Consider the following 23,917-nt stretch of genomic DNA (forward strand, 5'->3'; position numbering starts at 1 on the left):
GAAGGGGAGGAGCCGTCTCGGGGCCGGGCTACTGGGAGACGTCGGCTCCGAAGTAGCGCTCGGAGATGGAGGCGAGGGTGCCGTCCTCGCGCAGCTCGTCGAGGGCGGAGTCGACGGCCTCGACGAGGTCGTCCGAGCCCTTCGGGAAGGTGAAGGCGCTCTCGGAGGTGTCGTCGGTGGTGACGGCGACCTTGAGGCCCGCGGCCTGGTCGGGGTAGGTCGTGGACCAGTCGAGCCAGGTGAGGCGGTCGTTCACGGTCGCGTCGACGCGGCCCTGCTCGACGAGGGCGATGGCCTGCGCCCAGCCCTCGACGCCCTCGACCTCGGCGCCGTTCTCCTGCGCGACGGTGTACCAGTTGCTCGAGAGCGACTGCGCGGTGGTCTTGCCGGAGAGGCCGGCGAGGTCGGTGATCGAGGTGTCGCTCGAGGGGACGATCACGACGCCGGGGCTGACCGAGTACGGCTCCGAGAAGTCGTACTTCGCCTCGCGCTCGTCGTTGATCGAGACCTGGTTCGCGATCACGTCGAAGCGCGCTCCGTCCAGGCCCGCGAACATCGCGTCCCACTGCGTCTCCTGGAAGTCGGGCTCGACGCCCAGCTTCTCGGCCACGGCGGTGATCACGTCGACGTCGTAGCCGGTGAGGGCTCCGGTCCCGCCGTCGGCGTGGAAGGAGAAGGGCGGGTAGGTGCCCTCGGTGCCGATGGTGAGCTTCCCCGAGTCCTCGACCTCGGCCAGGGTCAGGCCGGAGCTCGCGGAGGCGGTGCCCTCGCCGCTCGAGCCGGAGACCACGTCGTCGGTCGAGGCGGGCGCGCAGCCGGCGAGGACCAGGGCGGCGGCGGCGGCGGTCGTGCCGAGCAGGACGCGCAGGGAGGTGCGGGCGGAGAGGGTCACGGTGTTGTCCTTCGGTGCATCACGGAGTCGTGGAGGTCCCGCTGCGCCGGATGCGGCGCGGGGATCGACGAGGGGACGGGTCGTCCCGGGGCGGACCGCTGCTCGGCGGAACCGCCCGGAGTGACGATAACCAGTGGAGGGGGCGGCCCTATTCCCGGATGTCGCCGTGTGACGCCGGGAGTCCGGCCAGGAAGTGCTCGGCACCGGCGACCTCGTCGCTCGTGAGGCCCGTCGCCGACTCCGGACGCACCAGGTGGAAGGGGGTGCTCTGCTCGCGGGCCCAGTCGTACGCGTCCTCGTGGAGGTTGTCGTCGATCCACACCACGGCGTCGATCGCGCCGCGCTCGGCGGCCGCCTCGAGCCACACCGCGACGGGCTGGAGCTTGCCCGTCCGGCCCGGGAACCGCGGGTCGCGCGGGAGGCCGCCGTCGAAGACGATCGCCTCCGTGCCCGCCGGCAGCCCGAGGTCCTGGGCGAGGACCCTCGTCAATCTCGGCGGCCAGGTCGTGGCCCACACGATCGTGCCGACCGCGGCCAGACGGGCGACGAGCGCTGCCCGCTCCGGCTCGAGCTCCAGGCGGTGCGAGCCCGAGGCGCGATCGCTGCGGACGGAGGGGTTCAGGACGCCGTCGACGTCGAGCAGGATCAGGGCGGCCATGCCTGTCACCGTAGCGGCGGCTGGGCGGATCGCGCGAGGAGCGCTAGCGTGACGAGATGCCTCCGTCCCTCCTGCTGCCGGGAGGCCGCACAGCCGTGCTGGGGCCGGATCCCGTGCGACCGGAGGCGCTGCTGCTCACGGTCGACGGCGCGGAGCAGTCGCTGATCGATCCGGGCGATCCCCGTGCTCTGCACCTCGAGTACCTCGCGCGCCTCGGCGCGGTGGTCGACGCCGCCGCCCCGCCCGGCGAGCCGCTGCGCGTGCTGCACCTCGGAGCCGGAGCCCTGGCCCTGGCCCGGTACGTCGCCGCGACCCGGCCGGGCTCCGAGCAGCTCGCGGTGGAGAGCGCGGCAGGACTCGTGGAGTTCGTGCTCGAGCACGCGCCGCTCCCCCGCGGCGCGCGCGTCCGGCTCCTCACGGCCGACGCCGCAGGGCCCCTGCCGCCCTGGAGCGCCGACCTCGTCGTGCTCGACGTCTACGACGGGGACGAGATCCCGGAGGCGTTCTACCGCGCGTCCGTCCTCGCTCCGCTCGCCGCCCGGGTCGGCGCCGACGGGCTCCTCGCGGTCAATGTCGCCGACGACGCCGACCACCGGAGGCTGGACCGCCTGCGCGGGGTCGTCCGGGAGCTGCTCCCCGTCACCGCCGCGGTCGGATCGACGGCCTTCGTCGAGGGGCGCACCGGCGGGAACGCGATCCTGCTCGCCTCAGGCTCGGCGCTCGCCGACCACGTCGCCGGCCGCCTGCTGCGCGCCGGCCCGCACCCGGTCTCCGCCGCGGCGGATGGCGACGTCGTGGTCGCCGAGGTGGCGGTAGAAGTCGACCCGTGAGTCGAGAGTGACGCCGGTCTCGAGGTACTTGGCGCGGATCCGCTTGATGTAGGTGCGGACGGTGTGCTCGGCGACGCTGAGGTCGACCGCCACGGCGCGGACCGCGGCACCCGCTCCGTAGGCGCGCATCACACGGCTCTCCTGGGGGCTCAGCACCGGGCGGCGCTCCTCGCGCCCGTGCACGAGCCGGTGGCGGGCGGTGTCCGAGATCCAGGTCCGGCCGGAGGCGACGGAGACGACCGCCGCGGCGAGCTCGCTGGGGTCGTCGCCCTTCCAGACGTAGGCCGCTCTCTCCCGTCGCAGCACGGCCCGCACCGGCTCCAGGGAGTCGGAGGAGGAGAGCACGACGAGGCCGACGGTCCGGGCCGCCGCACGCTCGAGGGTGTCGGCCACCTCCTCGCCGGGCACGCCGTCCAGGTCGAGGACCGCGATGCGGTCGACGCCCTCCTCGTCGTGCGAGAACTGCGGCAGCAGCTGCGCGAGCAGCGCCTGCAGCGCGGCGCGCTCGATCGCTGGTCCGTCGACGACGGCCAGCGTGAACCGATCGAATCCGGTCACGGGGGTCCCCTAGCAGGGGCAGGTTCGGGTCCGCCCCGGCTGCACCGTAGCGGTCCGCGACGTCGTCGTGCACGTGATGGGACATTCCGTCTCAGTGAGAGGACGCCCCCATAGCGCTCCGGATCGGCTCACGGAGCGCGTGGAGGACCACCCGCGGCACCGTCTCCGGCTAGTGTCCCTCTCCATGGACGACAGCGCAGAGGGCTCCCGGCGGGCCCGGAGGATCCCCGCGGAGCAGGTCCGCAGCCGCATGATCGCCACGGCGCGCGACGTCGTCTCGAACCACGGCCTCACGGTGAGCTTCGCGCACCTGCCCATGGAGGAGTACATCCGCCTGGCCGGCGTGCCGCGCAGCTCCGTCTACCGGATCTGGAGCACGCGCGAGGAGTTCGTGGCCGACCTGGTCGGCGAGGTCTTCGTGCGGGACCGGTACGCGGAGGGCGCCGACCCCGAGGCCCAGCAGGAGATGCGCGAGGTCTACGAGCGCTCCACCGATCTGCTCTCCACGGCCGCCGGCCGCCGCCGGGTCGCCTGGGAGACCATCCGCATCGGCGCGCGGGCCAATGCCGAGTCGCTCCGCCGCTCCGCCGACTGGTCGTCGTACAACGCACTGCTCGCCTGCACCTTCTCGATGGAGGAGGGGCCTGCACGCGACGCCGTGCGCGCCACGGCGAAGCGGATCGAGGGCATGCTCACGCGCCGGATGCGCGACTTCTACGAGGAGACGCTGCAGGTCTTCGGCGGGACGATGCGCCCGGGGTTCACGACGCTCCAGCTCGCCCACCTCACCGCGATCGTGATCGACGGGCTCGCGCACCGCGGTCGGCTCCTCGACGACGACCTCGACGCTCCGGTGACCGCCCCCGGCCTCGACGGCGAGCCGGTCGAGTGGACCCTGGCGGCCTGGACGATCCGCTCGATCGTCGACGGGATGCTGGAGCCGGTCGCGGAGGACTGAGCGGACCCCGCGACCCGGATCACTCGTTCGGTTCGGTGAACCCGTCGATCAGCAGCAGCACCGACACCACCGCCAGCGACGGCCCCTCGGGATCGGCCGGGTCGAGCGGGCCGGTCACCAGCTCCGGTGCCGCGATGCGTGCGATGCACAGCCCCTCGATCAGGGCCGAGACGGCGGAGGCGAGAGCGTCGGAGCCGCGGCCCGGGCGCAGCCGGAGCCCCGCCTCGGCGAGGGTGTGCTCGTAGTACTTCGCCATGTTGTCGATGAAGTGCAGTTGGCGGGCGCGCAGTGCGGCTCCGATGGCGGTCCGCGCCGGCTCCTCGTGCGAGCCGACCGCGCCGGCGAGAGCGATGAAGTTGCGCCAGTGCTGTGAGGAGAAGACGTTGTCGACGTTCGCGTCGACGGCGACCCGGACGGAGGCGATCAGGGCCTCGCGGCACTGCTCCGGGGTCGGCTCGGGGTCGAGGCTGCGGTGGAGGTGGGAGTTCCCGGCCCGCAGGGACGGCTCGTCGAGCCGGGTGGCGAGGACCCGCTCCGGGATCGCGGCGATCAGCTCGTCGTAGAACGACTGGCGGGTGGGCCAGATCCGGTACACGGTGCTGCGCGGAACACCCGCCGAGCGGATGACGTCCTCGAGGGGCAGATGGGCGACTCCGACGCGCAGGCCCTCGGCGCGGACGACAGCGAGAGCGGCGTCCAGCAGGCGGGTGCGGACCTGCTCGCGGGTCAGGCGGGGAGGACGCGCCGACTCCTCCGCATCGAGGGGGTCGTCGCTCATCAGGCCTCCGGCGCCGGAATGCACGGAGGAAGTCTCCGACATCTGCTGTCCAGCCGAGCGTACCCGGAGGGAGCGCGGAACGTGAGAGGAGATCGGAGACGGGCGCGGCCCGCGCATGCGGCTCGGGTGCCGCGCGGGCCGCGCTGCCTGTCCCCCAGGCGGCCTCCCCATGGGCCGGTCCGACCGTATGCTTCCCGACAGACGTCCGTCAACTGACGCGACATGATGTCTCCTCGGCGGTGTCCGCTGACCGGTCACGAGGACCGCCTCCGGGACTCCTCCGCCGCCGGGAGCGCCCTCGCCGCGGTCTGCGCTCGAGAGGCGTGCGGAGCGGACAGCTCGCCCGCGACGACGTCCGACACGACGCCGGTGGCGTGCTCGACGAGGTCGATGTTCCGGGTCAACCGCGCGTGATGGCACGGGCTCGCGTCGACGTCGACCACGAGCTTCGCGAAGCGCAGAGCATCGCCGAGCCGCGCGAACGGCGAGAGCTCGGCGACGAGGGACGGCACGTCCGCTGCGGCGAGGTAGGTGTAGCGGCAGGTCGAGACCACGTAGTCGTCGACCCCGGCCGTCGCCGATCCGGTCGCGACCATGATGTCGCCGAGGTCGACCGGGGCGCTGGCCAGGCCGAGCGCCACCGCGGCGGTCACCTGGATGTCACCCACCAGCGCCGTCACGTGGACACCGGCGGGCCAGGGCGGCAGCGAGCCGAGCTCGGTCGACCCCGTCCGCAGTCCCTTGCCCGCCGCCGAGGCGAGGGCGTCGATCATCGGCACTCCCGTGCACTCCCCCGCGTGCTCCGCGTCCTCCGAGACGGCGTCCCCGCAGGAGGCGAGCATCGCCGAGACGCTCAGCCGGCTCTGCGGGTCCAGTCCTGCGATCACCGCGGGGCTGACCTGACCGGAGTCGTCGACCATCCGTCCGAGGCGCTCCGCGACGTCGGATCCCGTGTTCGGGGTGCCGAAGGTGAGGACGGACGAGACCATCGAGGCGACGGCGGTCCCGTCGACCGAGCCGCTCAGCGCCTGGCGGGCGGCGAGCCCTCCCATCGAGTGCGCGACGACGACGGCTCGGTGCCCGGTTGCGGAGACGAGGCAGGCGATCGAGGAGGCGAGCGCGTCGCTGATCCCCGGGTCGGTGACCCAGCGCGCGGCGAGCCGGCGGTAGTCGAAGGTGTAGACCGCGGCGCCGTCGATCTGCTGCAGGCGGCCGAGGAGGGACGGCTCGGGAGCGTCGAGCGGAGCGGTCGCCGACTCCGACGACACCATGTCGACGAGATGGGAGAAGGCCCCTGTGCGGTCGGCGTCGTGCGTCGCTGTGCCCAGCCAGCCGTGCAGCATCACGATGGGGACCAGGGCGGCGGCGGAGCGCGGTCGGACGTCGTCGCCCGTGAGCACGGGAGCCAGCTCCGCGACGCCGCAGGACGAGGGTGCGACCGCCTCGGCCGCCTCCGCCCGCCCCGCGGGCACCACGACGACGCCGACCACCACGAGCAGTGCGGCCAGCACGACGATCACGAGTCTCATCCGCGCGTTTCCTCACGTGCCGCGACCAGGACGGGGAACGGGTACGGGCTCGACCCGACGAGCACGCATCGAGTCAATCACCCCGCTTCTGCGGGGAAGGCCGCTCGTCGCGAACGGGCGGCCCCCCGTGCGGGTGACCGCGGGCCGCGGACGACGAAGGCCCCGCCGGTGTCCCGACGGGGCCTTCGATCGTTCAGCTCACCTGGATCAGCTGTAGTTGCCCGGCTCGTAGCCGTCGCTCGAGAACGAGTCGAAGTCGACGAACGAGAGGTCGGCGTCGCTGAACGCGGCGTCGTCGGCGAAGATCCGGTTGGGGTACCGCTCGGCCTTCGCCTCCTCGGTCGCCTCGACCGACACGTTCCGGTACTTGGGCAGACCGGTTCCCGCCGGGATCAGCTTTCCGATGATCACGTTCTCCTTCAGGCCCATCAGGGGGTCGCGCTTGCCCTCCATGGCCGCCTGCGTCAGGACGCGGGTGGTCTCCTGGAAGGACGCGGCCGACAGCCACGACTCGGTCGCGAGCGAGGCCTTGGTGATGCCCATGACCTCCTGGCGGGCGGACGCGGTCCGCTTGCCCTCGGTCAGAGCCGCACGGTTGACCTCGCTGTAGCGCGAGCGGTCGACGAGCTCGCCCGGCAGCAGCTCCGTGTCGCCGTGGTCGACCACGGTGACCTTGCGGAGCATCTGACGCACGATGACCTCGATGTGCTTGTCGTGGATCGGCACACCCTGCGAGCGGTAGACGCCCTGGACGCCGCCCACCAGGTGCTTCTGGACCTCGCGGACGCCCAGCACGCGCAGGACCTCCTTGGGGTCGACCGTTCCGACGTGCAGCTGCTGCCCGAGCTCGACGTGCTGGCCGTCCTCGATGAGGAGCTGCGAGCGCTTGAGCACCGGGTAGATGACCGCCTCGTCGCCGTTGTCCGGCTGGAGGATGACGCGGCGGGCACGGTCGGTGTCCTCGATGGTGATCCGGCCGGCGGCCTCCGCGATCGGCGACGCGCCCTTGGGGGTGCGGGCCTCGAAGAGCTCCTGCACGCGGGGAAGACCCTGCGTGATGTCGTCGGCCGAGGCCGATCCACCGGTGTGGAAGGTGCGCATCGTGAGCTGCGTGCCGGGCTCGCCGATCGACTGGGCCGCGATGATGCCGACGGCCTCTCCGATGTCGACGAGCTTGCCGGTGGCGAGCGAGCGGCCGTAGCAGGCCGCGCAGACGCCGACGGCGGACTCGCAGGTCAGGACGGAGCGCACCTTGATGTGGCGCACGCCCGCTCCGACCAGCTTCTCGATGAGCACGTCGCCCACGTCCTCGCCGGCCTCGGCGACGAGCTCGCCGGCCTCGTTCGACGCCGGGGTGGCGAGCGAACGGGCGTAGACGGAGTTCTCGACGTTGGAGTCCTTGATCCAGGCGCCGGTGGCGTCCTGGAGCATGATCGGCAGGTCGAGGCCCTTCGAGGTGCCGCAGTCCTCCTCGCGGATGATGACGTCCTGCGAGACGTCGACGAGTCGACGCGTCAGGTAGCCCGAGTCCGCGGTGCGGAGCGCGGTGTCGGCCAGGCCCTTGCGGGCACCGTGCGTGGCGATGAAGTACTCGGCGACCGACAGGCCCTCGCGGTACGAGGAGATGATCGGTCGGGCGATGATCTCGCCCTTCGGGTTGTTCACCAGGCCTCGCATGCCGGCGATGTTGCGCACCTGCAGCCAGTTGCCGCGGGCACCGGAGGTGACCATGCGGTTGATGGTGTTGTCCGTCGGGAAGTTCGCGCGCATGGCCTTGGCGACCTCGTCGGTCGCCTCGGTCCAGATCTTCACGAGCTCCTGGCGGCGCTCGGCCTGAGTGGTCAGACCCTTGTCGTACTCGGACTCGACCTTCGCGGCCTTCTTCTCGTAGCCCGCGATGATCTCGGGCTTCGACGGAGGCGTGAGGATGTCGGACAGCGCCACGGTGACACCCGAGCGGGTGGCCCAGTAGAAGCCGGCGTCCTTGATCCGGTCGAGGGAGGCGGCGACCTCCACCTTCGGGTAGCGCTCCGCGAGGTCGTTGACGATCCCGGAGATGGTCGTCTTGTCGGCGACCTGCTCGAAGTAGGGGTAGTCGACCGGCAGCGCCTCGTTGAAGAGGGCGCGGCCGAGCGTGGTCTCGAGGAGGACCGGCGCGGTGACCTTGCCGTTCTCGTCGATCTCGACGCCCTCGGGTGCCTGACCCTGCGCGAAGTACACGTCCGACATGCGGATCCTGACCTTCGAGTTCAGGTGCAGCGAGCCCTGGTCCTTCGCGAGGATCGCCTCCGAGACGGAGGAGAACGCGCGGCCCTCGCCGGCGGCGCCCTCGCGGATCGTCGTCAGGTGGTGGAGGCCGATGATCATGTCCTGCGTGGGCAGGGTGACCGGACGGCCGTCCGAGGGCTTGAGGATGTTGTTCGACGCGAGCATCAGGATGCGCGCCTCGGCCTGGGCCTCGACGGACAGCGGCAGGTGGACGGCCATCTGGTCGCCGTCGAAGTCCGCGTTGAACGCGGCGCAGACGAGCGGGTGCAGCTGGATCGCCTTGCCCTCGACCAGCTGGGGCTCGAAGGCCTGGATGCCGAGACGGTGCAGCGTGGGCGCGCGGTTCAGCAGGACGGGGCGCTCGCGGATGATCTCCTCGAGCACGTCCCACACCTGCGGGCGCGAGCGCTCCACCATGCGCTTGGCGGCCTTGATGTTCTGCGCGTGCGACAGGTCGATCAGGCGCTTGATCACGAACGGCTTGAACAGCTCCAGCGCCATCTGCTTGGGCAGACCGCACTGGTGCAGCTTGAGCTGCGGGCCGACGATGATGACCGAGCGGCCCGAGTAGTCGACGCGCTTGCCCAGCAGGTTCTGGCGGAAGCGACCCTGCTTTCCCTTGAGCATGTCGCTCAGGGACTTCAGGGCGCGATTGCCGGTTCCGGTGACGGGGCGGCCGCGGCGGCCGTTGTCGAAGAGGGCGTCGACCGCCTCCTGGAGCATGCGCTTCTCGTTGTTCACGATGATCTCGGGGGCACCGAGGTCGAGCAGGCGGCGGAGTCGGTTGTTGCGGTTGATCACGCGACGGTAGAGGTCGTTCAGGTCGCTGGTCGCGAACCGGCCTCCGTCGAGCTGCACCATCGGGCGCAGCTCCGGCGGGATGACCGGGACGACGTCGAGGACCATCGCGGCCGGCGAGTTGCCGGTGGCGAGGAACGAGTTGACGACGCGCAGGCGCTTGATGGCGCGGATCTTCTTCTGACCCTTGCCCTCGGCGATCTGCAGGTGCAGCGTCTCGGCCTCGGCCTGGAGGTCGAACTGCTCGAGGCGCTTCTTGATCGCCTCGGCGCCCATGTAGGCCTCGAAGTAGACGCCGTACCGGTCGACGAGCTCGTTGAAGACCGCGTCCTCGGGCTTGAGGTCGCCGACCTTGAGGGTGCGGAACTGCTCCCACACGCTCTCGAGCCGCGCGATGTCCTCGTCGAAGGACTTGCGGATCTGGCCCATCTCCTTCTCGGCGCCGTCCTTGGTGCGGCGCTTCTGGTCGCTCTTGGCGCCCTCCGCCTCCAGGGCGGCGAGGTCGGTCTCCAGGCGCGCCAGGCGGTCCGCGATGCGGGAGTCGCGCTGGTCCGAGAGGGTCTTGATCTCGAGCCGGAGCTCGTTCTCGAGGCCGGGCATGTCGGCGTGACGGCCGTCGTCGTCCACGTCGATGATCATGTACGCCGCGAAGTAGATGACCTTCTCGAGGTCCTTCGGCGCCATGTCCAGCAGGTATCCGAGGCGCGAGGGGACGCCCTTGAAGTACCAGATGTGGGTGACGGGGGCGGCGAGCTCGATGTGGCCCATCCGCTCGCGGCGGACCGAGGACTTGGTGACCTCGACGCCGCAGCGCTCGCAGACGATGCCCTTGAAGCGGACTCGCTTGTACTTGCCGCAGGAGCACTCCCAGTCGCGAGAGGGTCCGAAGATCTGCTCGCCGAACAGGCCGTCCTTCTCGGGCTTCAGGGTGCGGTAGTTGATGGTCTCGGGCTTCTTCACTTCACCGTGCGACCAGCGACGGATGTCATCGGCCGTTGCGAGGCCGATGCGCAGCTCATCGAAAGTGGTTACGTCGAGCAATGTTTTCTCCTTGTCGGAAAACAGGGTGTCTCGTCAGAGACGGGAGGTCGTCAGATGCTGGCGCGGATCAGATGTCGTCGACGGAGGACGACTCGAACCGGGAGGAGATGTTGATGCCGAGCTCTTCCGCGGCGCGGTAGACCTCGTCATCGGTGTCGCGCAGGCTGACCGCGGTGCCGTCGGCCGAGAGGACCTCGACGTTCAGGCACAGGGACTGCATCTCCTTGATGAGGACCTTGAAGGACTCCGGGATGCCGGGCTCCTGGATGTTCTCGCCCTTGACGATGGCCTCGTACACCTTCACGCGGCCGAGGATGTCGTCCGACTTGATGGTGAGGAGCTCCTGGAGGGCGTAGGCGGCGCCGTAGGCCTCGAGGGCCCACACCTCCATCTCGCCGAAGCGCTGTCCGCCGAACTGCGCCTTACCACCGAGCGGCTGCTGGGTGATCATCGAGTACGGGCCCGTCGAGCGCGCGTGGATCTTGTCGTCGACGAGGTGGTGCAGCTTCAGGATGTACATGTAGCCGACCGAGACCGGGTCCGGGAAGGGCTCCCCGGAGCGGCCGTCGAACAGCTGCGTCTTGCCGGACGAGCCGATCAGGCGCTCTCCGTCGCGCGTCGGGGTGGTGGAGTCGAGGAGCCCTGCGAGCTCCTCCTCCGCCGCACCGTCGAAGACGGGGGTCGCGACCTTGGTGCCGGGCGCCGCCTCGCGGGCGTGCTCGGGCAGGCGCGCGGCCCACTCCGGCTGACCCTCGACCTTCCAGCCCTGCTTCGCGATCCACCCGAGGTGGATCTCGAGGACCTGGCCGAAGTTCATGCGGCCGGGGACGCCGAGCGGGTTGAGGACGATGTCGACCGGGGTGCCGTCGGCGAGGAACGGCATGTCCTCGACCGGCAGGATCTTCGAGATGACGCCCTTGTTGCCGTGGCGGCCGGCGAGCTTGTCGCCCTCGGTGATCTTGCGCTTCTGGGCGATGTAGACGACCACGCGCTGGTTGACGCCCGAGCCGAGCTCGTCGTCGCCGTCCTGCGCGTCGAACACCTTGACGCCGATGATCGTGCCCTGCTCGCCGTGGGGCACCTTCAGCGACGTGTCGCGGACCTCGCGGCTCTTCTCGTTGAAGATCGCGCGGAGCAGGCGCTCCTCGGCCGAGAGCTCGGTCTCGCCCTTGGGCGTGACCTTGCCGACGAGGATGTCGCCGGGGCGGACCTCGGCGCCGATGCGGATGATGCCGCGCTCGTCCAGGTCGGCCAGGAGCTCGGGGCTGACGTTGGGGAGGTCGCGGGTGATCTCCTCCTTGCCGAGCTTGGTGTCGCGGGCGTCGACCTCGTACTCCTCGATGTGGATCGAGGAGAGGACGTCGTCCTTCACCAGGTTCTGGCTGAGGATGATCGCGTCCTCGAAGTTGTGGCCCTCCCACGGCATGAACGCGACGAGCAGGTTCTTGCCCAGCGCGAGCTCGCCGTTCTCGGTGGCGGGGCCGTCGGCGACGACCTCGCCGACCTCGATGCGCTCGCCGGCCGAGACGACCACGCGGTTGTTGTACGAGGTGCCCTGGTTGGAGCGGTCGAACTTGCGGAGGAAGTAGGTCTGCGTGCCGCCCTCGTCCAGCTGGACGGTGACGGAGTCGGCGGAGACCTCCTGGACGACACCGGCCTTGTCGGCGGTGATGACGTCGCCGGCGTCGATGGCCGCGAAGCCCTCCATGCCGGTTCCGACGACGGGCGACTCGCTGCGCAGCAGCGGGACGGCCTGACGCTGCATGTTCGCGCCCATGAGCGCGCGGTTCGCGTCGTCGTGCTCGAGGAACGGGATCAGCGAGGTCGCGACCGAGACCATCTGGCGCGGCGAGACGTCCATGTAGTGGACGCGCTCGGCGTCGACGAGCTCGACCTCTCCGCCCTTGGGGCGGACCAGGACCTTGCCCTCCGCGAAGCGGAAGTCCTTCGTGAGGGGGGCGTTCGCCTGGGCGACCAGGTACTCGTCCTCCTCGGACGCGGTGAGGTAGTCGATCTGCGAGGTGACGGTGCCGTCGACGACCTTGCGGTACGGGGTCTCGATGAATCCGAAGGAGTTGATGCGCGCGAAGGACGCGAGCGATCCGATCAGGCCGATGTTCGGGCCTTCCGGGGTCTCGATCGGGCACATGCGGCCGTAGTGCGAGGGGTGCACGTCGCGGACCTCGACGCCGGCGCGCTCACGGGAGAGTCCGCCGGGGCCGAGCGCCGACAGGCGGCGCTTGTGGGTCAGACCCGCGAGCGGGTTGTTCTGGTCCATGAACTGCGACAGCTGGCTGGTCCCGAAGAACTCCTTGATCGCGGCGACGACGGGGCGCACGTTGATCAGGGTCTGCGGGGTGATCGCCTCGATGTCCTGCGTGGTCATGCGCTCGCGGACGACGCGCTCCATGCGGGACAGTCCGGTGCGGACCTGGTTCTGGATCAGCTCGCCGACCGCGCGGATGCGGCGGTTGCCGAAGTGGTCGATGTCGTCGACGTCGAGACGCAGCTCGACCGGCTCGCCGTCGCGCACGCCGGGGAGGGCGGTGCGGCCGTCGTGCAGGGCGACCAGGTACTTGATGGTCGCGATGATGTCCTCGACCGTGAGCACCGAGTCGGACAGCGCCTTGTCGATGCCGAGCTTGCGGTTGATCTTGTAGCGGCCGACCTTCGCGAGGTCGTAGCGCTTGGAGTTGAAGTAGAAGTTGTCCAGCAGCGCGCGGGCGGCCTCGGCGGCAACCTGCTCGCCCGGACGGAGCTTGCGGTAGATGTCGCGGAGGGCGTCCTCCTTGGTGAGGATGTTGTCCTTCTCGAGGGTCAGCTCGATCGACTCGTAGCCGGCGAACTGCTCGAGGATCTCCTCGCTCGTGAGGCCGAGAGCCTTGAGGAACACGGTGACCGACTGCTTGCGCTTGCGGTCGATGCGCACGCCGACCTGGTCGCGCTTGTCGATCTCGAACTCGAGCCAGGCGCCGCGGCTCGGGATGACGCGGGCGGAGTAGATGTCCTTGTCGGACGTCTTCTCCTGCTGGCGCTCGAAGTAGACGCCGGGGCTGCGCACGAGCTGGGACACGACGACACGCTCGGTGCCGTTGATGATGAACGTGCCCTTCTCGGTCATCAGCGGGAAGTCGCCCATGAAGACCGTCTGGGTCTTGATCTCACCCGTGAGGTGGTTCATGAACTCGGCCTCGACGTAGAGCGGAGCGGCGTAGGTCTTGCCGCGCTCCTTGCACTCCTCGATCGTGTACTTCTCGGGCTCGAGGTACGGGTTCGTGAAGCTCAGCTGCATCGTCTCGCTGAGGTCCTCGATCGGGGAGATCTCCTCGAAGATCTCGTCGAGGCCGGAGTTGGCGGGGAGGTCCTCCCGGCCGGCGGCCTTCGCCTCGGCGACGCGGGTCTTCCACGCCTCCGAGCCGACGAGCCAGTCGAAGCTCTCGGTCTGCAGCGCGAGCAGATCCGGAACGGTCAGGGTGTCGCTGATCTTGGCGAACGAGAGACGCGAAGCTCCGCGTCCGTTCTTGGGTGAGGTGGTGGTCGCGGTGGACGCAGCAGCCAAGGAAGGAACCTCCGTAGACCCTCGCGGGTCTCAATCTGTGGGATGTGTGGAGTGGGCTCCCGCCGGACGGGCCGCCACCCCTGCCCGCACGCCGTGCGGACCGAGGCGACTCGGTCTTGGGGGCGGGGCTAGAGTGTGGCAACGGCATCCACCATCTGATGCCGGGTTCCGGTGACCTGCCGACCGCGATATGAGGGCATGGGTACTCGGGAGCGCAAAGTACGAATATAGCCGCATCGCGCCACGCCGCGCAAGTGCGGATGCTTGCGCCGCCCCGCGGGGTCCGGTATACGAGGCCACGGCCTCCCGGATCGATCCGACCGGGCCGGGCGCGGAGCCCCGCCGTCCCGCCGCCGCGGCAGACTGGTCGGATGCAGGAACGCACCGGCCGCCGACGCGGAGACGACTCCGAGCACCCCCGCGCCGTGCTCGCCAGCGGGTACACCGCGCGGATCGAGCCCGACCGCCACTCGCCCGAGGCGGCGACCCTGGTCGTCGACGGCACTCCGCAGTCGCACGTCGACCTCGCGGATCCGACGCACCTCTCCTTCGAGTACGTCCGCCGGATCGGCCACGCGATCGACCTCGTCGCCCCCGAGGGCGAGAGCGTCACGGCGCTGCACCTGGGCGCCGGAGCGCTGACCCTCCCCCGCTACGTCGCCGCGACCCGGCCGGGCTCGCGCCAGCAGGTCGTCGAGATCGAGGGCGCTCTGGTCGAGCTGGTGCGCGAGGCGCTCCCGCTCCCCCGCGGGGCGCAGATCCGCATCCGCCAGGGCGACGCCCGCGAGGTGCTCGGCAAGCTGCCGCCCGGGCTGCGGGGCACGGTCGACGTGGTCGTCGTCGACATCTTCTCGGGCGCGCGCACTCCCGCGCACGTGACCAGCGCCGAGTTCTACGGGGCGATCGCGCCGCTGCTCGCCCCCGGCGGCCTGGTCGCGGTGAACGTGGCCGACGGCGGCGCGCTCGCCTTCGCCCGCGCCCAGGCCGCGACGCTCGCCTCCGTCTTCGCGCACACCGCGATCATGACCGACACGCAGATGCTCAAGGCCAAGCGCTTCGGGAACGTGGTGATGCTCGCCTCCGCCGATCCGCTGCCGCTCGACGGCCTGCCGCGGCGCCTCGCCTCCGACCCCGCGCCCTCCAAGCTGGTGCAGGGGCGGGAGCTCGAGAACTTCATCGCCGGCGCCCTCGTCGTCACGGACGAGACCGCCACCCCGTCGCCGCTGCCGGCGCGGAGCGTCTTCCAGGTGCGACGGGGCTGACCCGGGCCGCGCGTCGGGGCGCCGTCCGGGGACCCGCCGGTACACTCGACGCCGGGGTCAGCGACCCCGACCGTCCTCTCGTCCGCCGCGCGCGACGATCCGGATCCGCACTCCACGAGGAAGCATCGCCCTGAGCATCATCATCCGCCACGACCCCGCGACCCTCCACGAGGAGATCGACGTCGACGCCGCCCAGGAGCGCCTGGAGGAGATCGGCGCGCTGCGCAGCCTCGCCGCGCTCACCGAGAAGGCGGAGCTGCTGCGCCTGCTCGGGCGCGTCGACGAGGCGTGGGACCTCGCGAACGAGGCCGTCCGCCGCACCCGCTTCTCCGGCGACCGCGCCGAGCTGCTCACCGCCCGCGTCCGCCGCGCCCGCCTCATGCAGCTGCGGGGCCGCACCGACGAGGCCCTCTCGGAGCTCGCGCTCTGCGTCGAGGAGGCGCGCACGCACGAGTGGCACCTCGAGCACTCCTTCGCGCTCAAGCACCGCGGCCTCACCTTCTTCGAGCTGGGCGAGTACGGCCGGGCGATGCGCGACTTCGACGCCGCGACCGCCCTCGGCGAGCGCGTCGGGGTCCCCGAGGAGGAGCTCGAGGTCGCCCGCCTGGGCTACGCCGCCGCCTCCGAGTTCCAGGACGGGACCGACCGCGAGGCCCGCACCGACGGCACCGCCCGCGGCCGCCGCCGCGCCGACGGCGACGAGTCCTAGGCAGCGCCACCGGTGGCCGACCTCGAGGACGTGGCCCGCTGGGCCGACGCGCTGATCGAGGAGCACCTCGACCCCTCCTGGTCCTTCGCGCTCGACCACGCGCGCACCCGCGGCGGCGCCTGCCACTGGACGCGCCGCCGGATCACGGTCTCGCGCCACCTCGCAGCCCGCTGGAGCGACGAGGAGGTCCGGCAGACACTCCTGCACGAGGTCGCTCACGCGCTCGCGGGGCCCGACGCCGGGCACGGACCGCCGTGGCGGCGGATCGCGGCGCGGCTCGGCTACACGGGATCGCGCACCCACAGCAACCCGACCGCGGACGAGCTCGCGCCGTGGGTCGGCACCTGCCCGGGCGGTCACCTCTTCTACCGCCATCGCCGGCCCACCCGGCCCCTGGCCTGCGGCCGCTGCGCGCGCCGGTTCGAGCCCGCGAACGCGATCCAGTGGCGGCGCCGACCGGTCCCGGCGCCGTGACCCCGGACGAGGCCCCGCACGGCGGGCGCACGCCGGTCACCGGGCAGTGGCTCCCCGAGGCCGACGGCCGGCGCTGGTGGTTCGACTCCGGAAGCCTCGCGCTCGACTTCGCCACGACCGGAGCACTGCCTCCGGGAGCGGCCGAGCACCTCGACTCCGATGCCGCCCTGGCCGCCTGGCTCGCCGAGCGCTTCGAGGCGGTCGGCCCCGAGAGCAGGGATGCGCGCCTGGACGACGCGCTGATGCTCCGGGGCGCGATCGCCCGGCTGGCCGTCGCGGCCGAGGCCGGCACCGCGCTCGACCCGCGCGACGTCGACGTGGTCAACCTGGTCGCGGCGATGCCCGACATCCCGCCAGTGCTGAGCGGCGGATCGCGGCAGGCAGGACGGCTCCACGCGGCGGGCAGGCAGGCGCTCGCGTCCATCGCCCGCGAGGCCGTGGGGCTGCTGGGCCCGACCGCGGCCGGACGGCTGCGGCGCTGCGCGGATCCGGAGTGCCGGATGCTCTACCTCGACACGTCCCGCGCCGGCTCGCGCCGCTGGTGCTCGATGCAGCGCTGCGGGAACCGGTCGAAGGTCCGGGCGTACCGGGCGCGCGCCGCCTCCCCGCGCGGCTGACGCACCGCCGCGGCACCGGGAGCGGCACCGCGGCGGAACGGGTCAGTCGGAGACGCGGACGGAGCGGTCGAAGGCGACGTAGCCCGAGAAGTCCTTGCCGACGCGGTCGAACGCCGTCGGGTAGGGGTGCGGGTACGACCAGGCCTTGTCCTTCTGCAGGCCGTCGCCGGTCTGCACCGAGAAGTACTGGCACTCGCCCTTCCACGGGCAGGTGTAGGGCGTGGGGCTCTCGACGAGCACGCCCTCGGCGATGCTCGACGGCGGGAAGTACCAGTTGCCCTCGATCGAGATCAGGTCGGAGTCGGGGGCGTCGGCGAGGACGACGTCGTTGAGGACGGCTTTCATGCGGGCCAGCTTTCGGTCGGGGCGGGGGCGGAGGGACCGCCTCCGCCGAACGCTACGCCGGGGGCGGGCGAGTGGTCGAGGCGGCGGCTCGGATCCGCAGCGGCTTGTGCGCTCCGCGGACGCCCTGCACCGCTCGGAGGTCGCGCCCGCCGGAGCGGCGGGTCAGCGGAGGACCGCCACCTCGTCGACGGTGTCGACCCGGGCGGCGGCCCGGACCTCGTCCGCCCGCCCCTCGGCGGCGAGCAGGCGGCCGGACTCGGACGCGGTGAGCAGGTGCGCGCACGCCCGGCGCAGGCCCTCGTAGGACGCGCAGGCCACCGCGGCCTCGGGCGAGACGTGGTCGATGCCCAGTCCGATGAGTGCGTCGACGACGGCGCCGGCCGCCAGCTGGTCCTCCATCGCGAACCGCGCCCCTCCGCTGTCGTCGACGTCGCCGAGGGCGATCACGTTGACGCTCGTGCGCCCGCCGTTCTCGTGCTGGCGCTCCAGGATCCAGCGGGCGACGGCCGAGCGGTCGGCCAGGCCCGCGCGGACGACGCGGCCCTCCACACCCCCGAGGTCGGGGCCCTCGCCTCCGGGCAGGGCGTCGACGAGCACCGTGACGTGGGCGGGGGCGAGCACGCGGAGGGCGCGGGCGCCCCACTCGAAGCGGATCTGGTAGGTCGACTGGTCGACGGAGGCGGCGGGAGCGATCACCCTGACACGGTAGCGAGCACCGGAGGCGCATACACGTCCGGGACTCCGCGCGCACCCGGTTCCCGTGCAGGGGCGGGCGGAGGAGGATGTCCCTCGTGAAGGTGATGCTCAAGCACGTGCTCGACACCGACGCCGACTCCGCCTGGCGCGCCCTGCAGAGTCCGGCCGTGTTCCGGGAGGTGATGTCCCCGCTCCTGACCGCCGCGTCGCTGGACGAGGGCGGCTTCCGCCCGACCTGGGGGCTCGGCTCCCACGAGGTCGCGATGGACGCCCTCGGGATCGTGCCGATGGGCGCGCAGGAGATCGACCTCTCCTACCGCCGCGTCCCCTCGATGCCCGACGTGCGGATCCTGCGCGACAGCGGCGGACCGCTCACCGGCTCCCTCCGCCTGATCACCGCGTGGGACCACCGCATGGCCGTCGCCCCGCTCCCCGACGGGCGCACGCTCTTCCGCGACCGCCTCGAGTTCTCGGCGGGCCTCGCCTCGGCCGCGCTCTGGCCGTCGATGTGGGCGTTCTGGCAGTGGCGCGGCATCCGCATCCGCTCCCTCGCCCCGTCCTGGCGCCACGATGTCGGTGCCGACACCCGCCCGCGCGGGGAGTCCGCCGCATGAGCCCCGACGGCGTCGCCGAGGAGGAGACCGAGCTGTCGCGCTCGGAGCTCCTGCGCCTCCAGTGGCCCTCCGCCGACGAGGAGGAGCAGGACGACGACGGCGTCTCGCCCCGCCGCCGCCTCACGAACGCGGTCGAGGTGTCGGACTGGCGCCGCCACGTCCAGGCCCTCTACGCGGAGGTGCGCCGGCTCTCGAACGTGGACCTGCTCGCCGCGCACGCGTCCTGGATCCGCGGGCGCAACGCGCTCTTCGCGCAGCACCCTTCCACCCCCCTCCTCCCGGCCGACCGCGCGCACTTCCGCTCCCTGCCGATCGCGCCCTACGACGCGGCCTGGCGCTTCGAGCTCGAGGTGGCCCCGGCCGAGGAGGCGCGGCGGATGGACGTGGAGACCGGCACCGACGGCACCGTCCCCTTCGAGCTGATCGGCACGGTCGAGGTGCCGGACGCCGGCAGCCTCGACGTCTGGCGCCTCGCGTCCTACGGCGGAGGCCTGTTCGTGCCGGTCAAGGACGCCCTCGCGGGGACACCCGGCGGCACCTACGGCGGCGGCCGCTACCTCCTGGACACCGTGAAGGGCGCCGACCTCGGTCCGGGCTCCGCCCCGGGGACGCTGGTCCTCGACTTCAACTTCGCCTACAACCCCTCCTGCGCCTACGACCCGGCCTGGGCCTGCCCGCTCGCCCAGGCGGGCAACCGGCTGCCGGTCGAGGTGCCGGTCGGCGAGCGCTACCGGGGCTGACGCCGACCCTGGACGTTCTCGGAGGGGCGGCCGATAGCCTCCGGGCGGCGCCGTCGTGCGCCGGAAAGCAGGAAAGCCGCATGCCCCGTCCCGTCCTCCTCGTCACCGGAACCTCCACCGGCATCGGCCGCGCCACCGCGATCGAGGCCGCGCGCGCGGGCTGGCGGGTGGTCGCCACCGTGCGGGATCCGGAGCGGGCGGAGGACCTGCGCGCCGCCGCCGCCGAGGCCCGCGTCGAGCTCGACCTGCGGGCGCTCGACGTGACCGACGCGGACTCCGTCGCCGGCTGCCTCCGCGCCGTGGAGGAGGAGCTCGGCGGTCTCGACGCCCTCGTGAACAACGCCGGAGCCGGCCACCTCGGCACCCTCGAGCTGGAGGATCCGCAGGAGCTGCGCCGCGTGATGGAGGTCAACTTCTTCGGCACCGTCGCGGTCACCCGCGCCGCGCTGCCGATGCTGCGCTCGTCCCGCGGCCGCATCGTCACCGTCTCGAGCGTCGGCGGCGCGATCGGGCAGCCGTTCAACGAGGACTACTGCGCGGCGAAGTTCGCGGTCGAGGGGTTCTTCGAGGCGCTCGCCCCGGTCGCCGCCTCCGTCGGCGTCCACGTGTCGCTGATCGAGCCGGGAGCGGTCCGCAGCAGCTTCGTCGAGAACGTCGGCATCGACGCGGCGGCGATGCTCGCGCAGGCCGGCCCCTACGCGCCGGCGCTCGGCGCCTACCTCGACCGCGCCGCGTCGTCCTTCTCCTCGACCCACGCGCAGGACCCGTCCGACGTCGCCGCCGTCATCCTGAAGACCCTGCGCGACCCGGAGCCGGCCTTCCGCGTGCAGACCTCGGACTGGGCGGGCGACTTCGTCGGCACCAAGCTGAGCGACCGCGACGGCTCCCGCGTGCAGGCCGCGATGCGCGGATGGATCGGCATCCACTAGAGTGAGATGGTGCGAGCGCAGCGACTGCGCTCCCCCGCGTCGTAGAACGCCCCTTGTCCCCTAGGACTCTGACCGTCGAGGATCCGTCCCGACCATCTGGCGCACGTGCATGAGGCCCCCGGCCGCGCGCACCGAATCGTACGGCGAACGGATGTGACCACCGTCACCTTCGCCCGAACGCCGATCACCCGCGCCCCCGGCCACCGCCCGCGCGTCCTCGATCGGCATGATGCCCCCGAAAGGCACCACTCCATGTCGAACACCCCCCTCTCCTTCAGCGCCCTCGGCGTGCCGGCCCCCCTCGTGGCCGCGCTCACCGCGAGCGGCATCACCGAGCCCTTCCCGATCCAGGTCGACACGCTGCCCGACACCCTCGGCGGACGCGACGTCCTCGGCCGCGGCAAGACCGGCTCCGGCAAGACCCTCGCCTTCTCCATCCCGATGATCGCCCGCCTCGGCGGCTCGCTCGCCGGCGGACGCCGCCGCCCCGGCCGCCCGCTCGGACTCGTCCTCGCGCCGACCCGCGAGCTCGCCACGCAGATCACCGCCGCGATGCAGCCCCTCGCCGACGCCTACGGCATCGTCACCACCACGATCTTCGGAGGCGTCTCGCAGCAGCGCCAGGTCGCCGCGCTCAAGCAGGGCGTCGACATCGTCGTGGCCTGCCCGGGCCGCCTCGAGGACCTGATGAAGCAGGGCTTCGTGAACCTCGACGCCGTCGAGATCACCGTGCTCGACGAGGCCGACCACATGGCCGACCTCGGCTTCCTGCCGGTCGTCACGCGCATCCTCGACAAGACCCCCCGCGGCGGGCAGCGCCTGCTGTTCTCCGCGACGCTCGACAACGGCGTGGACAAGCTGGTCAAGAAGTACCTCCAGAACGAGGTGCTCCACTCGGTCGACGAGGCCAACTCGCCGGTCGCGCTGATGACCCACCACGTGTTCGAGGTCGACGGCCTCGACGCCAAGAACGCGCTCGTGAAGACGCTCGCGTCCGGCACCGGCCGCCGCATCCTCTTCATGCGCACCAAGCACCACGCGAAGAAGCTCGCCAAGCAGCTCACCGGCCAGGGCATCCCGGCGGTCGACCTGCACGGCAACCTCTCGCAGGTCGCCCGCGACCGGAACCTCGCCGCGTTCGGCGCCGGCACCGTCAAGGTCCTCGTCGCCACCGACGTCGCCGCCCGCGGCGTGCACGTCGACGACGTCGAGCTCGTCATCCACGTCGACCCGCCGATGGAGCACAAGGCGTACCTGCACCGCTCGGGCCGCACCGCCCGCGCCGGCAGCGAGGGAGACGTCGTCACCGTCGTCCTGCCCACGCAGCGCAGCGACGTGAAGACCCTCCTCCGCAAGGCCGCGATCCAGGTCGCGCCCCAGCAGGTGACGGCCGACTCGGCCGCCGTCGCGAAGCTCGTCGGCGACGTCGCTCCGTACGTCACCCCCAGCGCCGTCGTCGAGCCCGTCCGCAGCCAGTCGCAGGGCGGACGCTCGCAGGGCGCCAACGCGCAGCGCAAGCGCGCGGCCCGCACCGAGGGCACCGCCGCACCCCGCGGCGGACGCTCGACGGGTGCCGCGACCGGCGGAGGCGACCGCCCCCGCCGCGACCGCACCGCCGCCGAGGGACCCGCCCGCGGCGGCGCCCGCGGAGGCCGCAGCCGCTCGGCCGCCGGCGCCCCCTCGACCTCGGGCGGATCGCGCTCGTTCTACAGCACCGCGACCGGCGGAGCAGCCTCGGCCGCTCCCGCCCGCGAGTCCGCCGGCGGCGGCGCCCGACGCGGCGGCCGCCGCGCGCAGGGCTGAACCGTTGTGTGCGCCGCAGAGCGGCGCACCGCGGTCGGCCGGCAGGACGGTCGCGATCCGCAGAGCGGGTCACGACCGGCTAGGCCGATCCGCTGACACGCGGATCGACCGTTCGCCTCGCAGGAGGCGGCTGGTCCGGGGGCTGGGCGCTCGGTGATCGCACTTCAGCGCTCGTCCTGATCAGGACGACACCACGAGGGGCCGGGGCCCGCGATCACAGGTCGCAGGTTCCGGCCCTTCGTCGTTCGCGCTTCAGATCTCCGAGCAGAGCCCCGTGCAGGGAGATCCGGAAGTCCTCACCGCGTCGCGAGCAGTCGATCCTCTGCTCTTCGCCGTCGTCGGGCAGCGCCGCCACCTGTCCTCGCCCGACAACGGGAGGTCCAGTGGACACCGGGTCCACGAGCCGAACGGCGGATTCGCGTGCCAGCGAATCCGTCTAGGCGAACGCCCGACGCTCCACCCGCCCGGCCGTCCCTGAGAGCCGACCGCGGCGCGCCGCCCCGCGGCGCGCAAGAAGTCCGCTCCGCGCCGCTAGGACAGACGCCCGACGGAGGCCAAGGCGGCGCGGATCAGCGCGCCCCGCCCGCCCTCCATCTCGGCGGAGATCGCGTCGGAGCAGGCCTCGTCGGGGGTCATCCAGGTGAGCTCGAGGGCGTCCTGGCGGGGGTCGCAGGTGCCGGTGACGGGGACGACGTAGGCGAGGGAGACCGCGTGCTGGCGGTCGTCGGTGAACGGCCCCATGCCGGGCATCGGGAAGTACTCGGCGACGTGGAAGGGGAGCGGGCTCGCCGGGAGGAGGGGGAAGGCCATCGGGCCGAGGTCCTTCTCGAGGTGGCGGAACAGCGCGTCGCGCAGCGTCTCGCCGTACATCACGCGGCCCGAGACGATCGTGCGGGTGATCTGGCCGGAGGGGGTCGCGCGCAGGAGCACGCCGACCTCGGTGACCTGCCCGAGCCCGTCGACCCGGACGGGCACGGCCTCCACGTACAGCAGCGGGAGCCGCCGGCGGATCTCGGCGAGTTCGTCGTCGGACAGCCACCCGGAGTTCGGGTCAGGGGTGCGCACGCTCATGCAGCCATTCTCACCCTTCGCGGCTGGTGTTCCGACCGGCGGCGGCGATCCCGCACTCAGGGGGATGATGGTGCGATGGGAATCGACGCGAACGCGGTGCTGTGGTCCTCCTCCGAGCGCGACCGCGTCGGCAGGCCCCTCCTGGTGCTGCTGCACGGCTACGGCTCGCACGAGGGGGACCTGTTCTCGCTCGGCGCCTACCTGCCGCTGGAGCCGGTTCTCGCGTCCCTCCGGGCGCCTCTCGCCCTGGGTGGCGGGGCGAACGCGTGGTGGCCCCTCCGGGTGCCGCTGGTGCCTGATGAGCCGCGGGCCGATCCCGAGGCCGTCGAGGCGGCGGCGGCCGGTGTGATCGAGTGGCTCGACGCTCTGGGGCACCCGGGTCCGGTGGGGCTGCTGGGCTTCTCCCAGGGCGCCGCGCTGGCGGTGCAGCTGCTTCGGCGCGCGCCGGGCCGCTTCGCCTTCGCGGTCGCCCTGTCCGGGTTCGTGGTCCCGCTCGCCGAGGGCGACGACGCGGACGAGCGGCTCGCCCGCGAGCGTCCGCCGGTGTTCTGGGGACGCGGGACGCTCGACGCGGTGATCCCGGAGGAGCTCGTGCGGGACGCGGCGGCCTGGTTCCCGGAGCACACGGCGCTCGACGCCCGGGTCTACGAGGGCGTCGCCCACGGAGTCGGGCAGGCCGAGCTCGCCGACATCGGCACGTTCGTGCGTCTCGGCTTCGCCTGACGGACGGGCTCCCCCGCGTCAAGGGCTCGCCCCCGGGCCGCGGCCCCGGCAATGTCGGAGGTGGC

Annotated in this window: 20 protein-coding genes; 10 read left to right on the forward strand and 10 right to left on the reverse strand. The window is 72.1% G+C overall.

Annotated features, from left to right (window positions below; translation table 11 throughout):
* Positions 1-28 precede the first annotated feature (28 nt).
* From C5C59_RS13400 to C5C59_RS13410, 3 genes are all read right to left on the reverse strand, one after another.
* Positions 29-892, reverse strand: coding sequence for an amino acid ABC transporter substrate-binding protein (locus C5C59_RS13400; RefSeq protein WP_374953121.1), 864 nt, complete (start codon positions 890-892; stop codon positions 29-31).
* A gap of 148 nt (positions 893-1,040) precedes the next feature.
* Positions 1,041-1,550: an HAD domain-containing protein gene (locus C5C59_RS13405; protein WP_104224575.1), complete on the reverse strand. Its 510-nt coding sequence runs from the start codon at positions 1,548-1,550 to the stop codon at positions 1,041-1,043.
* A 707-nt stretch (positions 1,551-2,257) separates the two neighbouring features.
* The gene (locus C5C59_RS13410) at positions 2,258-2,938 is read right to left on the reverse strand and encodes a LuxR C-terminal-related transcriptional regulator (protein WP_104238074.1); all 681 of its coding nucleotides are present in this window, start codon (positions 2,936-2,938) and stop codon (positions 2,258-2,260) included.
* 184 nt (positions 2,939-3,122) lie between these two features.
* On the opposite strand from C5C59_RS13410, the gene C5C59_RS13415 reads away from it, so the two are divergent.
* Complete coding sequence (locus C5C59_RS13415; protein ID WP_146076607.1) at positions 3,123-3,896, forward strand: hypothetical protein; 774 nt, start codon at positions 3,123-3,125, stop codon at positions 3,894-3,896.
* Positions 3,897-3,915: 19 nt separating this feature from the next.
* Here the strand turns inward: C5C59_RS13415 and C5C59_RS13420 are convergent, their stop codons facing one another.
* From C5C59_RS13420 to rpoB, 4 genes are all read right to left on the reverse strand, one after another.
* Positions 3,916-4,674: a TetR/AcrR family transcriptional regulator gene (locus C5C59_RS13420; RefSeq protein WP_104238076.1), complete on the reverse strand. Its 759-nt coding sequence runs from the start codon at positions 4,672-4,674 to the stop codon at positions 3,916-3,918.
* Between the two features lie 254 nt (positions 4,675-4,928).
* The gene (locus C5C59_RS13425; RefSeq protein WP_104313755.1) at positions 4,929-6,203 is read right to left on the reverse strand and encodes a triacylglycerol lipase; all 1,275 of its coding nucleotides are present in this window, start codon (positions 6,201-6,203) and stop codon (positions 4,929-4,931) included.
* Between the two features lie 207 nt (positions 6,204-6,410).
* A complete protein-coding gene (locus C5C59_RS13435; protein WP_104224580.1) occupies positions 6,411-10,310 on the reverse strand; it encodes a DNA-directed RNA polymerase subunit beta' in 3,900 nt (1,299 codons plus the stop codon).
* 67 nt (positions 10,311-10,377) lie between these two features.
* Entirely contained in the window at positions 10,378-13,869 is a 3,492-nt protein-coding gene (gene rpoB / locus C5C59_RS13440; RefSeq protein ID WP_104224581.1) for a DNA-directed RNA polymerase subunit beta, read from the reverse strand.
* A 371-nt stretch (positions 13,870-14,240) separates the two neighbouring features.
* Here rpoB and C5C59_RS13445 point away from each other — a divergent pair, with 371 nt between their 5' ends.
* The 4 genes from C5C59_RS13445 (at position 14,241) to C5C59_RS13460 (ending at position 16,931) form a co-directional block, all read left to right on the forward strand.
* Positions 14,241-15,131: a spermidine synthase gene (locus C5C59_RS13445; RefSeq protein ID WP_104238078.1), complete on the forward strand. Its 891-nt coding sequence runs from the start codon at positions 14,241-14,243 to the stop codon at positions 15,129-15,131.
* 379 nt (positions 15,132-15,510) lie between these two features.
* Positions 15,511-15,840, forward strand: a complete 330-nt coding sequence (locus C5C59_RS17365) for a hypothetical protein (RefSeq protein WP_181027192.1) — start codon at positions 15,511-15,513, stop codon at positions 15,838-15,840.
* A 12-nt stretch (positions 15,841-15,852) separates the two neighbouring features.
* Positions 15,853-16,314, forward strand: coding sequence for a SprT-like domain-containing protein (locus C5C59_RS13455; protein ID WP_104233929.1), 462 nt, complete (start codon positions 15,853-15,855; stop codon positions 16,312-16,314).
* On the forward strand, positions 16,284-16,931 hold the full coding sequence (locus C5C59_RS13460; protein ID WP_258062780.1) for a CGNR zinc finger domain-containing protein: 648 nt from the start codon (positions 16,284-16,286) through the stop codon (positions 16,929-16,931). Before C5C59_RS13455 ends, C5C59_RS13460 begins: the two co-directional genes overlap by 31 nt.
* 42 nt (positions 16,932-16,973) lie before the next feature.
* Here C5C59_RS13460 and C5C59_RS13465 read toward each other — a convergent pair whose 3' ends face one another.
* Both C5C59_RS13465 and C5C59_RS13470 read right to left on the reverse strand, forming a co-directional pair.
* A complete protein-coding gene (locus C5C59_RS13465; protein WP_104224584.1) occupies positions 16,974-17,276 on the reverse strand; it encodes a DUF427 domain-containing protein in 303 nt (100 codons plus the stop codon).
* A 162-nt stretch (positions 17,277-17,438) separates the two neighbouring features.
* A complete protein-coding gene (locus C5C59_RS13470) occupies positions 17,439-17,972 on the reverse strand; it encodes a 2-phosphosulfolactate phosphatase (RefSeq protein ID WP_258062781.1) in 534 nt (177 codons plus the stop codon).
* Between the two features lie 86 nt (positions 17,973-18,058).
* On the opposite strand from C5C59_RS13470, the gene C5C59_RS13475 reads away from it, so the two are divergent.
* The 4 genes from C5C59_RS13475 to C5C59_RS13495 all read left to right on the forward strand — a co-directional run bounded on the left by C5C59_RS13475 (position 18,059) and on the right by C5C59_RS13495 (position 22,058).
* Positions 18,059-18,586, forward strand: a complete 528-nt coding sequence (locus C5C59_RS13475) for a hypothetical protein (protein WP_104238079.1) — start codon at positions 18,059-18,061, stop codon at positions 18,584-18,586.
* Entirely contained in the window at positions 18,583-19,326 is a 744-nt protein-coding gene (locus C5C59_RS13480; RefSeq protein WP_104238080.1) for a DUF1684 domain-containing protein, read from the forward strand. Before C5C59_RS13475 ends, C5C59_RS13480 begins: the two co-directional genes overlap by 4 nt.
* An 80-nt stretch (positions 19,327-19,406) precedes the next feature.
* Entirely contained in the window at positions 19,407-20,255 is an 849-nt protein-coding gene (locus tag C5C59_RS13485) for an SDR family oxidoreductase (protein ID WP_104238081.1), read from the forward strand.
* 252 nt (positions 20,256-20,507) lie between these two features.
* Positions 20,508-22,058: a DEAD/DEAH box helicase gene (locus C5C59_RS13495; RefSeq protein ID WP_104238083.1), complete on the forward strand. Its 1,551-nt coding sequence runs from the start codon at positions 20,508-20,510 to the stop codon at positions 22,056-22,058.
* A gap of 531 nt (positions 22,059-22,589) precedes the next feature.
* Here C5C59_RS13495 and C5C59_RS13500 read toward each other — a convergent pair.
* A complete protein-coding gene (locus tag C5C59_RS13500; RefSeq protein WP_104225113.1) occupies positions 22,590-23,129 on the reverse strand; it encodes an NUDIX hydrolase family protein in 540 nt (179 codons plus the stop codon).
* 75 nt (positions 23,130-23,204) lie between these two features.
* Here C5C59_RS13500 and C5C59_RS13505 point away from each other — a divergent pair, with 75 nt between their 5' ends.
* The gene (locus C5C59_RS13505; RefSeq protein ID WP_104238084.1) at positions 23,205-23,852 is read left to right on the forward strand and encodes an alpha/beta hydrolase; all 648 of its coding nucleotides are present in this window, start codon (positions 23,205-23,207) and stop codon (positions 23,850-23,852) included.
* The last annotated feature ends 65 nt before the right edge of the window (positions 23,853-23,917 follow it).

It is taken from the genome of Rathayibacter sp. AY1F4 (assembly GCF_002931775.1).
Classification (GTDB): domain Bacteria; phylum Actinomycetota; class Actinomycetes; order Actinomycetales; family Microbacteriaceae; genus Rathayibacter.

What these genes read in the sequence shown, in the direction of transcription:
- C5C59_RS13405 (WP_104224575.1), bottom strand. Translation starts at nt 1,550, where the DNA reads ATGGCCGCCCTGATCCTGCTCGACGTCGACGGCGTCCTGAACCCCTCC.
- C5C59_RS13415 (WP_146076607.1), top strand. Translation starts at nt 3,123, where the DNA reads ATGGACGACAGCGCAGAGGGCTCCCGGCGGGCCCGGAGGATCCCCGCG.
- C5C59_RS13420 (WP_104238076.1), bottom strand. Translation starts at nt 4,674, where the DNA reads ATGAGCGACGACCCCCTCGATGCGGAGGAGTCGGCGCGTCCTCCCCGC.
- C5C59_RS13425 (WP_104313755.1), bottom strand. Translation starts at nt 6,203, where the DNA reads ATGAGACTCGTGATCGTCGTGCTGGCCGCACTGCTCGTGGTGGTCGGC.
- C5C59_RS13445 (WP_104238078.1), top strand. Translation starts at nt 14,241, where the DNA reads ATGCAGGAACGCACCGGCCGCCGACGCGGAGACGACTCCGAGCACCCC.
- C5C59_RS17365 (WP_181027192.1), top strand. Translation starts at nt 15,511, where the DNA reads ATGCAGCTGCGGGGCCGCACCGACGAGGCCCTCTCGGAGCTCGCGCTC.
- C5C59_RS13465 (WP_104224584.1), bottom strand. Translation starts at nt 17,276, where the DNA reads ATGAAAGCCGTCCTCAACGACGTCGTCCTCGCCGACGCCCCCGACTCC.
- C5C59_RS13475 (WP_104238079.1), top strand. Translation starts at nt 18,059, where the DNA reads ATGTCCCTCGTGAAGGTGATGCTCAAGCACGTGCTCGACACCGACGCC.
- C5C59_RS13480 (WP_104238080.1), top strand. Translation starts at nt 18,583, where the DNA reads ATGAGCCCCGACGGCGTCGCCGAGGAGGAGACCGAGCTGTCGCGCTCG.
- C5C59_RS13485 (WP_104238081.1), top strand. Translation starts at nt 19,407, where the DNA reads ATGCCCCGTCCCGTCCTCCTCGTCACCGGAACCTCCACCGGCATCGGC.
- C5C59_RS13495 (WP_104238083.1), top strand. Translation starts at nt 20,508, where the DNA reads ATGTCGAACACCCCCCTCTCCTTCAGCGCCCTCGGCGTGCCGGCCCCC.
- C5C59_RS13500 (WP_104225113.1), bottom strand. Translation starts at nt 23,129, where the DNA reads ATGAGCGTGCGCACCCCTGACCCGAACTCCGGGTGGCTGTCCGACGAC.
- C5C59_RS13505 (WP_104238084.1), top strand. Translation starts at nt 23,205, where the DNA reads ATGGGAATCGACGCGAACGCGGTGCTGTGGTCCTCCTCCGAGCGCGAC.